The following is a 12,242-nucleotide window of genomic DNA, read 5'->3' on the forward strand; positions in this document are numbered from 1 at the left end:
CTTCAGGTGAGAATGAAACGGCAGGCTATACCAGATACCCGTTTCATTCTCATGCCATGAGACAGCGTTTAGCGTTTATGCCATGCCTTCATACTTCCTGAAGGGCATCATTTAATGAACCAAAGAACTTCACAACCCCATCAACAGGCTTAACGCCTGCCCGAGCCAGGGTTCTCAATGGCTGGAACTGCAAATCACTGATCAGGAGCCGGGTATGATGCTTGCGGAATTGCTCAATCAATCGAGTGAGTGCAGAGAGGCCTCCAGCATCCAGCAAATAGACATTCTCCATTTGCAAAACAATCGTACTTTTATTCTGACTTAAACGACTGATCTCACCAAACACATGATCAGCGGCAGCAAAAAACAGAGGACCTTCAATTCGCAATACCGCAACATCTTCATCAAGCACTTTGTTTACATAGCGCTGATCATCCTTGATATCTCTGACCTGAATCATTTCCGCCACTTCTTTCATAAACAGTAGTGCAGCCAGAACGACCCCAACACTGATGGCAATCACCATATCGAAGACCACTGTCAGGAAAAAGCAGACCAGAAATACCAGAACATCACTGCGTGGTGCAGTTTTCAGAAGATGAAGGGCTTTAGGTGCCTCACTCATGTTCCAGGCAACCATCAGCAGTAAAGCAGCCATAGCCGACATAGGGATGTAAGAAAGAATGCCCGTTAATGCCACCAGTGCCAGCAGGACAACTAACGCATGAATCATACCGGCAACAGGGCTTTGGGCTCCGGCTTTAACATTAGCCGCGGAACGGGCAATGGCTGCCGTCGCAGGTATCCCACCAAAGAAAGGAGTAACAATATTCCCAACCCCCTGCCCCAACAACTCACTGTTAGCACTGTGTCGTGTTCCAGTCATACCATCCAGCACAACAGCACACAGAAGAGACTCTATGGCTCCCAGCATGGCAATCGCAAAAGCGGAGGGTAACAGCGCCTGAACTAATGACCAGCTAATGCCTAATGGCTGACCATCAGCACCTGCCTGCTGCCAGGGCCATGCAAACTCTGGAAGAACCGGGGGAATCCCCATACCTGAAGAGCCGTCAGGCAACAGGTAATGAAAGCGGCTGCCAATGGTCTCAACATCGATACCGTAACTGCTCATAAACAGAGCCAGCACACTTCCGATGATAACCGCCGGTAAATGAGCCGGCACAGGTAGCCGAAGTCTTGGCCACAACAGCATAACAGCCAGCGTGACAGCTGCGATCGTAAAGCTTGGCCAGTGGCTCGTTGATGCGCCACCCACCAGAACCGCAACTTTATCCCAATAATGTTCTGGCATGGCAGTAACCGTCATGCCAAAAAAATCTTTTATCTGGAGCGTGGCAATCACAACACCAATACCAGCGGTAAAACCCAGCGTAATAGACTCAGGAATATATTGAATAAGCCGCCCCAGTCGCATTAACGCCATCAATACCAGAATGATTCCAGACATTACCGTTGCCAGTAAAAGTCCAGCAAGACCAAATTTTTCAGCAATAGGAAAGAGCAATACCACAAAGGCGGCCGTTGGGCCTGAAATGCTGTACCGGGAGCCACCCAATAGAGCAATAATAAAACCGCTGATAATCGCCGTATAAAGGCCGTACTGTGGCGGAACACCACTGGCAATCGCCAATGCCATGGATAATGGAATCGCAATAATCCCGACGGTTAGCCCCGCCAGCAGATCACTGCCAAAACGTTTGCCAGTGTACTGTTCTGCTTTACAGGCTTGATCCAGGGCGTGGCATAATTTCAATGATAATAGATGAACTCGGTGTGGCACGATAATGGCCTATCATCAGAAGATGAGGAAAAAGGTGTGGTAAGTAGTTGGCCATATGGAATCAAATATTTCTGGCTGAATGGATAGTTACAATGCAAGGCGCAAGATAGGGAGCATAGCCATAGCTATGTGACCGGAGTTGTAACGCCGCAGAGTGGCTGTCCAATAAGTCAGAAAATATGATTTCATTTGGTTAAGTACTTATGTTAGCCCCAATCTCAAATGCATTCTATGCGTATGAAAACCATTGATTTTCAACTCGACCAAATTAGCCTCAATTACTGATCAACATAATTTTCCGAAATACTATGGATCAAGTCCTGCATAACAGGACCAGGTTGATGGTCAATACGCCAAAGCAAACCGACAGGCCAGCGATACACAGCCTGAGGATGGTTAAGAATGACTAGTTCCCCTGAACGTATTCCTTCAATCGCTTCAGATTTTGGACAAACTGTCCAACCAATCCCGCGCTTGACCAGAGCCAGGGCAGACTGGTAATCAGACACCTGCCAGAAGCTATCTGATAAACGTATTTTTGAAGCGTCAGTAGATGGATGAAGACGAGCAGATATTTGCCGGTGGCTGTTCATGTCGGTTATTTCCAACTCGTCATGATTGGACAGCGGATGCTCCCGGTGGCAAACAGCAACAAAATCGTAATGCCCGATTTGCTGACATGTGAACCGGGTTACATCCAGTTGATTAAAACCTGTGTATACAAAATCAAGCTCTCCTGATTCGACCCCGCTGAGCAACTCATCATCAAATCCTTCCTTCATGGTGATGTTAACAGCAGGGTGCTGCCGTTCTATTTCCTGTAACACATCCCATATAAAGCCTTTCTCAACACCGTGATCTACCCCAAATGCCAGACTTTCTTCATCAGGTAAATGTAAACTGGCTACTTTACGTTCCAACATCTCTGTTGTTGTCAGCAACGACCGACAAATCATAAGCAACTTATCCCCCTCATGGGTTAGGACAGGCTTATGACCTGTTCGATCAAACAATGTTACACCCCACTCATCCTCAAGACTGCCAATCCAGTTACTGACCATTACCCGAGGCTTGCCCATTTTTTTGGCTGCCTCAGAAATAGAGCCCGACTCATGAGTTTGTAGAAACGCCTGTACTGCTTGAAGTTTCATCGAATTTTCCGTAATTACACTCAGTTAAATTATCCGTGACTGACACTATGCCTATGAGCTTTTTCGAATACCAATCCATTTTTCAATATCAGATTTGAACCAGTATGAAGTATTGGTGAATGGTATTTTCATCGGCTTTGGCAGTGCCGTGACAATTTGTTTAACTTCAACTGCTCCCGTCAACTGCCGCTTAATCAATCGACCTACCTGATCCAGAGAAAGTAAACTGTCTGCCATCACTACCACTCCATTCTGAACTGTACTTATTTCTACACATGACATTGCTACGAAAATAGCTGTATCGAACTGCAATATCCGATATTGCTAGAGATGATATCTTCAATTATTTGAACACTAAGGCTCTCTTAATTGACTCACCTGAATACAGCCCTATTCTGCTACCGTTCTGTTGCTTAAGTCACATCAGAATCTGTTATGAAATTATGACAGTGCAGAAAAGTTGAAGAATACCTACCCAAACCGTTCTTCTTTATTTGGCTCTTACATACAAGCTCTGGCTGGAAAATATTGCACAACGCTAACCACTTACATAAAATCTGCAGATTTATTTTCATATGGCCTGACGCCGACCTTATATGCCAAACATTCAGCAATACAATTTCACCTATAACGACATTCATAACACCATTCGCAATACAGCAAAAACCATTGCAGAAACCGGTTTTGAGCCCGATTTCCTGCTGGCCATTGGTGGTGGAGGCCTGATACCTGCACGCATCATGCGCACCTACATCAACCGTCCAATTTTGATCGTCTCCCTTTCCCGTTACAGTGATGAGACTGGAACGGCACCTTCCAGCCAGCCTATCAAACTGCAATGGCTGGAAACAGATATTGACCTGACTGGTAAAAAAGTACTGGTTATTGATGAAGTAGACGATGAAAGAACAACGTTGGAGTTTACGCTTCAGCACTTGTTCGAAAGCCATCCCGGTGCCGAGTTTTCTGCTTTTGTAGTACACAACAAAAAGAAAGAGAAAAAGGGTCAGTTACCAGAACAGCTTAAGCACTTCTTTGTAGGTGAAGAGATCGAAGATTACTGGATCAACTACGCATGGGATGCTGATAATATCGATATGTTTGGCAAGTAAACACTTATGAGCAGAAAATAAAAAAGGCTTCCTTATGGAAGCCTTTCTTTTAACTGTATTAAATGACGGGAGCAGGACTGACGACATCTGCATTCTGTGCCCGATGCCTCATAAAATGATCCATCAGAGTAATCGCCATCATCGCTTCGGCAATGGGAACCGCCCGAATCCCGACGCAAGGATCATGACGCCCTTTCGTGACCACTTCAACCGGCTCGCCTTGCATGTTAATGGACTTGCCTGGAGTGGTAATGCTTGAGGTTGGTTTCAGGGCAATATGAGCAATAACATCCTGACCTGAACTGATACCACCTAACGTCCCACCACTATGATTTGAAAGAAAGCCATCTGGCGTCATTTCATCACGATGATCCGTTCCATTCTGGCTGACACTGGCAAAACCATCACCAATTTCAACCCCCTTCACGGCATTAATACTCATTAATGAGTGAGCCAGATCCGCATCAAGACGATCAAAAACCGGCTCTCCCAGTCCTGGTGGCACACCGGTTGCCATCACGGAGACTCTGGCACCAACAGAGTTACCTTCTGAACGAAGACGGGTAATCAGCGCTTCCATTTCTGGCACCTTGCCAGCATCCGGTGAGAAGAACGGATTATTTCTGATTTCCTTCTGGTCAAACTGCTCAATACTGATGTCACCTATCTGGGATAACCAGCCAATAATTTCAATGCCCTGAGATTGCAGAAACTTACGGGCAATAGCCCCTGCAGCAACCCGCATGGCCGTTTCTCTGGCTGAAGATCGCCCACCACCCCGGTAATCTCGAACACCGTACTTATGGGTATAGGTGTAATCAGCATGCCCGGGCCTGAACAGGTCTTTAATATTGGAATAATCTTTGGAACGCTGATCCTGGTTTTCGATCAACAGACCAATGGGGGCTCCGGTAGTTACACCTTCAAAAACACCCGAGAGAATTTTTACCTGATCCGGTTCACGACGCTGGGTAGTAAACTTGGAAGTACCGGGTTTTCGCCGATCCAGATCACCCTGAAGATCAGCTTCAGCCAACGGTATCCCGGGCGGGCAACCATCGACAATACAGCCCAGAGCCAGACCATGGGACTCACCAAAGGTAGTGACCCTGAACAGCTGTCCTATACTATTTCCTGCCATACTTAAGCGATCTCATTCTTATTTTCAGAAAATTCTAAAAAAAGGGTTAAAGCCCCCTTAAAGGGCTTTTAACCGGTTCTTAAACAACGACTGATACTTTCTACAATCCTCAGCGGACAGAACCAGAACGCCATGGCCACCTTTTTCAAAGTCCGGCCAGACAAAAGGTACTTCCGGATACTCATCCTGCAATGCCCATTGACTGTTACCTACTTCCAATACCAGCAATCCCTGCTCATCCAGGAAGTCGCCGGCCTGAGCCAGAATGGAGCGGGCAAAATCAAGCCCATCATCACCGGCAGCCAATCCAAGCTCTGGCTCATGGGTGAACTCTTCCGGCATATCGGACATATCTTCAGCATCCACATAAGGTGGATTGCTCAAAATCAGTTGATACCTGGGTCGTTCGGGCAAAGCATCGAAAAACTCAAACAGATCTGATTTTATTGCCTGAACTCTTCCCCATAGTTCATGGCGATCAATATTAATATTGGCAACTTCCAGGGCATCCTCTGAAATATCCAATAAATCTACCTGGGACTCAGGAAAAGCATGAGATGTCGCAATACCAATACAACCGGAGCCAGAACACAGGTCGAGTACACGACTGACCTCCACATCCCCCAGCCATGGCTGGAACTGCTGAAGAATGAGTTCGGCAATGGGAGAGCGGGGAACCAGAACCCGTTCATCCACATAAAAAGGCATATCGCAGAACCACGCCTGATTGACAAGATAGGCCAGAGGTTTACGACTGGCTGCCCGCTCTTCAATCAGATTGGCAAGTTTGTCACGCTCACGATGCGTTAAACGACTGTCAAGATAGCTGTCGGGAAGATCCCAGGGCAACTGCAATACCTGGAAGACCAGATGAAGGGATTCATCCAGGGCATTATCACTGCCATGGCCAAAGAACAGACCCGCTTCGTTAAAACGGGTCGCTCCCCAGCGTACAAAGTCTCGAATCGACACCAGTCCTTCGCAGGACTCATTGGAACCTGTCACATTTGCTCCTTCGGACTCGATAGAACTCTGTAGTTCAAGATGCATCGAATCCTTACTGCCTCATATAGGTGGCATAAAATAGCATATTAAGTGGTCGCGGTTAACGACTGTTTAAATGTTAACTAGGGGGCGTTCTCAGTTAGCCATGAGACCAGTTGATCACACAAGCACTCAGGCAAGGCGAACGGCGCAGAGCATGGTGATTCCATGTTCAAGTTGTTCAACGCGGCATGAGTGTTTGTGCGATCAACCCGAAGGGCCGTCCATGATTTGCGCCATACCGCGTTACTCACTGCTTGAGGAATAGCCACACCGCGCAGTTCGCGCCTTACCTGACGAAAATCATGGGCGGCTGGCCACATGTCTAATTGAGAACGTCCCCTAATACCATTTTCACCTTCCAACCATGAGCTACAGGATAAAAAACACCTATTTAATCAGACAGATAGTACTCAACGGTAGAAACAACCCTGACTTTCTTGATATGGGGGTTGTTACGGTCACGGGTGCTAATAGAAAACTGCCCCTGGGAAGCTCTTTTGATTTTGCCAAGCTTACTTTCTGAATCAGTAGCAAACTTCTCTGCTACCTCCCTGGCTTTTCGGGTTGCCTCTTCAATCATTTCTGGCTTCACATCATTCAACCGAGTGAAGAGATACTCAGGCTGCGAACCGTAATTGCCACCCGTAAACACAATCCCTTCCTTGCCCAGTTCAGAGAGCCTGCTCATTACTGAGCGCACTACCACAATATTTTGCGAGTAGACCGTAATCGTTTGCAGTGCCGTATAGCGGAACTCGGGACGACTGCTGTTGCCATACTGGTTAGCTGACTTATCCGTAATATCAGGTGACATCAGACTGATTTCATCAGAAGCGATACCACTTTTCTCCAAAAAAGCCTTAATCCTGCCGTTATTGTTATCAATCGAAGCATAGAGAGACTTCAGATCATTGTCTGCAGCTGAGTACTGAATGGGCCAGATGACAATATCCGCCTGATACTCCCGCTCAGATAACCCCTTTACCGTGACACTTCGCTCATACTGCTTGTAATCAATGGCAGCATTCGCCATCAGATACCCCAGACAGGAAAGCCCCAGAAAAACAGATATGCCCAGTATCAGGGCACTGACTCTATCGGTACTCATGGTTGTTACACCTGATGTTTTTGTTTAAAAAATAACGAGCCCCGTCCTTGGGGGCCTTGATATAAGTTTGCCTTGGTAAATTATCAGATTTAGCGTCTATGTCATCTCATTTACCAGATAATCAATGAAACAGCGAAGCTGAGCCGGCATATACCTTGATCTGGGGTACTGAATATTAATCTTGCCCTGATAATTCCCCATCACTTTCCAGTCTGCAAGCACTTGCACAATTTTTCCGTCCCGCAATGCAGGCTCAGCCGTAAAGCTTGGCAACATCCCAATCCCAAGCCCCTGCAGAATACCATTTAACCGCATTTCGGTATGATTCACCGCATACTGACCATCCACAGTAACCCGGACTTTCTGATCCCCGTAAACAAACCCCCACTGGTTATCATCAGTCTTCTCTCCCAGGTAGAGGCAGTTATGTCTGACCAGATCTTTGGGATGCTCAGGCGTTCCAAATTGATGCAAATACTCCGGGCTTGCGCAGAGCTGCAGCTCTACCTGCCCCAGAGAACGTGAAACCAGCCCCTCTGTTGGGCTATCGGTAATGCGGAAGATCGCATCCACTTCATCCTTAATCGGATCCACATAATAATCCGTTATCTTCAGTTTGAGGCGAATATTGGGGTACTGGGCCAGGAAAGGAAAAATCAGGGGTTCGAGAACCTGTTTTCCAAATGCTTTTGGCACCGCTATTCGGAGATAACCTGCAGGATCCGATTCATCGTAACTCGAGGCATGAACGGCCTCTCTGGCTGAGTCCAGCATAACACGACAGTAATCATACGTTGCCTTACCGGATTCACTGATCCCGACCTGTCGCGTCGTTCTTTCCAGCAATTTTATTGAGAGGGCTGATTCCAGTCTCGAGATTTGTCGGCTCACAGCTGAAGGTGTGACTCCAAGCTTCTTTCCAGCAGCAGTGAAACTGCCGCAGTCAACGACTGTGACAAAAACAGCCAGATCTGGCATGAGCGATATCAGTTTATTTGTGTCCATACATCAAAAATCATGTTCTTTTAGAGGTCATTATAAACATGGAAAGCATTAGTTAGCATAAGCATTAAAATTTGCAACCGGATACTGCAAATAAAGTACATCAGGAGTAATGGCATGAGAAAAATCAGAAGTATTCAGGATTTGTCGTTTGTTGCTGACCAGACAGACCATGCACTCACACTTTTCAGCGGCGGCCTTGACAGCACCTATATTTTGAAAGTCCTGAGCACCATGAATATCAAGGTGACGGCACTGGCTGTTGATCTTGGTGACGGTATTGACAGAGCAAGACTTCAATCGATAACCGAGCACTATGGGGCCGACCTAATTATTGAAAATGCCACTGAACAGTTTATTGAAAGTGCAGTCATTCCAGCCATTCAGGCTCAGGCTCAGGCAATGTATATGAATATGTACCCGGTCAGTTCTTCCCTGTCACGCCCGGTTATAGCCCGCATAGCTGTAAAGACTGCAGCTAAACTGGGTTGTGGAGCTATTGTTCATACAGCAAACCAGTCGCAAAACAGTTTGCGCCGTCTTAATGGTGCCATAAAGCATAGTGGTTACCGTGGTTTTTATGGCTCCCCCTACGAATACAGTGCGATTACCCGCACGGAAAAGGCCTCACAACTGTCCATTTCCTGTATGCAGGATCAGCGTCAGGGGGATGTCAGCAGTGACAGTAATCTCTGGTGCAGAGAATATGAATCTGGAGTGTTAGACAATCCAGAAGATTTTATGATTCCAGAGTCTCTGTTTCTCTGGTCACAGGAAAACCCATCGAAACAGATTTCAGAAGCATCCCACCAGGTTCGCATTACTTTCCGTGAAGGGATTCCGGTTTCGGTTAATGAGCAGCCAATGCCCGTAGCTGAATTGATCAAGTTTCTTAACACCCGGGTAGGTGCCTACAAAATTGGCAGATACCTTGGACTGGAACATCTTGATCAGGATGAAAAAGTGTTGGAAATCCGGGAAGCCCCGGCAGCCAGAATGCTGATGGAAGCCTATAAGCACCTGGAAATGGCTGCCCTGCCGACCGGTTATCTGAACTACAAAAATCAGCAGGAGCAAATATGGACAATGGAGGCCGTCGAGGGTCGCTGGGGTAGCCCTCTGCAACAGGCGTCACGGGCATTTATTCAGTCATCAACTGAGAAAGTTTCAGGTTCCGTCACTTACAAGCTCGAAAAAGGCATGGCAACAGCGGTCTCTATCGTTGCCAGAGAAGCACTCTACCTTACCGATCGAGACCTCTGGGAAGTTCAGGCAGCCCGGGAGAGGAGCCAACGCACACTGTCCTGAGCACGTAACAAAACGTCAACAGGCCCTAACCCGATAACACCAATAATAATCAAAGGGAAATAGACATGGGTATCATGGTTGCCCCCTACCGGGAAATCAGGGAAGTCGTTCACAGTCTAAGCAACACGCTTTCTTCCAGGGAATTTATAACATCAGGCGGTTCAGACATCACACGCCTGCTTAATATTACCCGGGAAGATATTCAGCAGTTTGGCGCATTGTGGAGTGACCTCAAGCTGGACCAATACATGGCCGATGGAGGCTTCTACCGTTACCGTAGATATGGTCAGTTTGAGCTGAATCCACACACGCTGGAAAAACATCAACTCCCCCATGAGCCATATTTCCAGCCTGGTTACATCAATACATTAAATGGTGATCTTAAGCGAACTTTTGAACCATTGACTGTGGAGTTTGCCCGTCACCATGTTCTGGACCGACTGATACGGTTTCTGGCGGAAATCTGCAATGGTGCTTCAGGCAGAAAAATCCCCTGGAATGTCCGCCTGCACCCATACCGGATTGTGGCCAGAAAAGGCATAAATGGTATGCCAACACCCGAAGGGCTTCATCGGGACGGCGTTACCTTTATTTCTTCGATCCTGATCCGTCGGCACAATGTTCTGGGTGGTGTTACTACCATTACCGATGCTGACAGAAAACCTCTGACTGACGTCCAACTTACCCATCCATTCGACCTTATGCTGGCAAATGACGAAGCAACCATGCATTCAGTGTCGTCAATATCAATGGCCAATAGTGAACTGAGCACTGCGTACCGCGATGTTCTGGTTATTGCTTTCACCCAACCATAAAAACAAGAGAGTTAGCAGGCCTCTCCTTTAGAAGGAAGGTTTGCAGATTTATTTATGCACGCATTACTCGAATCACGATTTTACAAACGTAAATGGCCAATCGCAGAATGTTCACTCCTGATGGTCGCCATATTCTGGGGAACCAGTTACGGGCTGACCAAAGAAGCCCTTGTTTATGTACCGGTACTGGGGTTTCTAACCATCCGGTTTCTGATGACTTTCAGCATTTTACTGCCCATTCTTTCGAAAGAGTTGAAGACGGGTGCCGCAAAAGACTGGAAATATGCACTGCCTACCGGCTGCATACTGCTCACTATCTTCCTCTGTGAAACCTATGGAGTAGCCAATACCACCGCATCCAATGCGGCATTTCTGATCAGCCTCTGTGTACTGATCACCCCGTTTATAGAATGGGCGGTATTCAAAAGTTATCCCGGTGGTAAGATTTTCCTGCAGGCTACCGGATGCCTGCTCGGTGTATTCCTGCTCTCTTATAACGAAGAACTGGGAGTCACCATCAACCAGGGCGATGGATTTATACTCCTTGCGGCTGTGTTCAGAGGGTTCATGGTCATCGTGACCAAGAAACTGATGATTGGACGACAACTCTCATCCATCAGTTTGACCGCAATCCAGTCTGGAGTTGTCGGCTCCGGTGCGCTGCTACTGTGTCTGATAATCAATCCGGAAACCAACCTTCAGATTCCGACAGCACCGGCATTCTGGCTAACCATGCTCTATCTGGTTCTGTTCTGCACCATCTTTGCATTTTTTGCCCAGAACTATGGTGTTCGCAAAACCTCACCATCACGGGTTGCACTATTGATGGGTACTGAACCGGCTTTCGGTGCAGCCTTCGCTATTCTATGGCTGGGAGAACATCTGGCATGGTTCCAGATAGCAGGAGGAATAATAATTGTTGCCTGTGCCACTTACAGTTCAATGAGTAGAGCCAGCCATTAATCGTAAAGCACTGCATCTCTTAGCAGCCTTGCACAGAAACTGAATCACAATACCCACGGGGCACCGTGGGTAATAATACCACTTCCACCTTCTAACTATGGGCTGCGCAGCCATTTTGAACTACTGGCCTGCGTTGACGCTCCTCGCCATAGCTACGGCTATGACTCGTCGCTTCGCCTTGTCCAGTAGCCAAAAATAGCTTGCTCGCTCTCATAGTTAGAAAGCGGAAATGGTATAATATGACCGGTCACCAATCGGGAGAATGCTCCAGACAACCTTCACTGGGGTTCAGATAACTGCAGGCGTTCTGTTTCTGCAACGATCATCGCTTCCAGCATGTGAATGTTCTGCTCTACCCGCTGAATGCCAATCTGCCCACCTCTGGCAAAAAGCACCGGCATTTTTTCAATCGTCTTTCGACCAGTGGGTGTGCGATAGAAAGCATTCAACTCCCTGAGTTCATCAGTCGTAAACTCTTCGGCATACAGCTTCACCATCTCAGGCTTCAGACTCTCATAACTCATATACTGTTCAAAGAAATCAGCAATGACATGCCGGAATGGCAACAGCGCCGGGTTCTGTTGAACCTGCATCTCCATCATCTGATTCATGGACTGCTCAATAGCCGTCTCAGCCCCCATCACATTCAATAATCTGGCGGCCTCATTCTCTGCTTCACTATTGGCAAAAGCAAAGGAGCTGAATACGAAAAGCATCCCACACACCGTCATACGAGCCAGTTTCATAGAAAGTCCCTGTATTTATAGTTTTTGAAGTCAGAACTCTACCTT

General features: G+C 47.1%; 12 protein-coding genes. 4 read left to right on the forward strand and 8 right to left on the reverse strand.

The window, feature by feature from the left end; genetic code table 11:
• Positions 1-88 precede the first annotated feature (88 nt).
• From dauA to GV64_RS14930, 3 genes are all read right to left on the reverse strand, one after another.
• Positions 89-1,804 (reverse strand): C4-dicarboxylic acid transporter DauA, encoded by a 1,716-nt coding sequence (gene dauA / locus GV64_RS14920; RefSeq protein ID WP_026258554.1) that lies wholly within the window; start codon positions 1,802-1,804, stop codon positions 89-91.
• Positions 1,805-2,082: 278 nt separating this feature from the next.
• Positions 2,083-2,955, reverse strand: coding sequence for a LysR family transcriptional regulator (locus tag GV64_RS23880; RefSeq protein WP_020584467.1), 873 nt, complete (start codon positions 2,953-2,955; stop codon positions 2,083-2,085).
• A gap of 51 nt (positions 2,956-3,006) precedes the next feature.
• Positions 3,007-3,192, reverse strand: a complete 186-nt coding sequence (locus GV64_RS14930) for a hypothetical protein (RefSeq protein WP_020584466.1) — start codon at positions 3,190-3,192, stop codon at positions 3,007-3,009.
• A 359-nt stretch (positions 3,193-3,551) separates the two neighbouring features.
• Between GV64_RS14930 and GV64_RS14935 the strand changes: the two genes are divergently transcribed.
• Positions 3,552-4,067: a phosphoribosyltransferase gene (locus GV64_RS14935; protein ID WP_020584465.1), complete on the forward strand. Its 516-nt coding sequence runs from the start codon at positions 3,552-3,554 to the stop codon at positions 4,065-4,067.
• Positions 4,068-4,125: 58 nt separating this feature from the next.
• Here GV64_RS14935 and aroC read toward each other — a convergent pair whose 3' ends face one another.
• The 4 genes from aroC to GV64_RS14955 all read right to left on the reverse strand — a co-directional run bounded on the left by aroC (position 4,126) and on the right by GV64_RS14955 (position 8,368).
• Positions 4,126-5,208 carry a chorismate synthase gene (gene aroC, locus GV64_RS14940; RefSeq protein WP_020584464.1) on the reverse strand — a complete coding sequence of 361 codons (1,083 nt, stop codon included), beginning with the start codon at positions 5,206-5,208 and terminating at the stop codon, positions 4,126-4,128.
• Between the two features lie 57 nt (positions 5,209-5,265).
• Positions 5,266-6,213, reverse strand: a complete 948-nt coding sequence (gene prmB, locus GV64_RS14945) for a 50S ribosomal protein L3 N(5)-glutamine methyltransferase (protein ID WP_236632957.1) — start codon at positions 6,211-6,213, stop codon at positions 5,266-5,268.
• A 433-nt stretch (positions 6,214-6,646) separates the two neighbouring features.
• On the reverse strand, positions 6,647-7,363 hold the full coding sequence (locus tag GV64_RS14950; protein ID WP_020584462.1) for an SIMPL domain-containing protein: 717 nt from the start codon (positions 7,361-7,363) through the stop codon (positions 6,647-6,649).
• Between the two features lie 96 nt (positions 7,364-7,459).
• Complete coding sequence (locus tag GV64_RS14955) at positions 7,460-8,368, reverse strand: LysR family transcriptional regulator (protein ID WP_026258552.1); 909 nt, start codon at positions 8,366-8,368, stop codon at positions 7,460-7,462.
• Positions 8,369-8,482: 114 nt separating this feature from the next.
• On the opposite strand from GV64_RS14955, the gene GV64_RS14960 reads away from it, so the two are divergent.
• From GV64_RS14960 to GV64_RS14970, 3 genes are all read left to right on the forward strand, one after another.
• On the forward strand, positions 8,483-9,673 hold the full coding sequence (locus GV64_RS14960) for an argininosuccinate synthase-related protein (RefSeq protein WP_020584460.1): 1,191 nt from the start codon (positions 8,483-8,485) through the stop codon (positions 9,671-9,673).
• Positions 9,674-9,738: 65 nt separating this feature from the next.
• Positions 9,739-10,488, forward strand: a complete 750-nt coding sequence (locus GV64_RS14965; RefSeq protein ID WP_020584459.1) for a 2OG-Fe dioxygenase family protein — start codon at positions 9,739-9,741, stop codon at positions 10,486-10,488.
• A gap of 54 nt (positions 10,489-10,542) precedes the next feature.
• On the forward strand, positions 10,543-11,451 hold the full coding sequence (locus tag GV64_RS14970) for a DMT family transporter (RefSeq protein ID WP_033403596.1): 909 nt from the start codon (positions 10,543-10,545) through the stop codon (positions 11,449-11,451).
• A 278-nt stretch (positions 11,452-11,729) separates the two neighbouring features.
• Here GV64_RS14970 and GV64_RS14975 read toward each other — a convergent pair whose 3' ends face one another.
• Entirely contained in the window at positions 11,730-12,197 is a 468-nt protein-coding gene (locus tag GV64_RS14975) for a DUF2059 domain-containing protein (protein WP_020584457.1), read from the reverse strand.
• Between the last annotated feature and the right edge of the window lie 45 nt (positions 12,198-12,242).

The organism is Endozoicomonas elysicola (assembly GCF_000710775.1).
GTDB lineage: Bacteria > Pseudomonadota > Gammaproteobacteria > Pseudomonadales > Endozoicomonadaceae > Endozoicomonas > Endozoicomonas elysicola.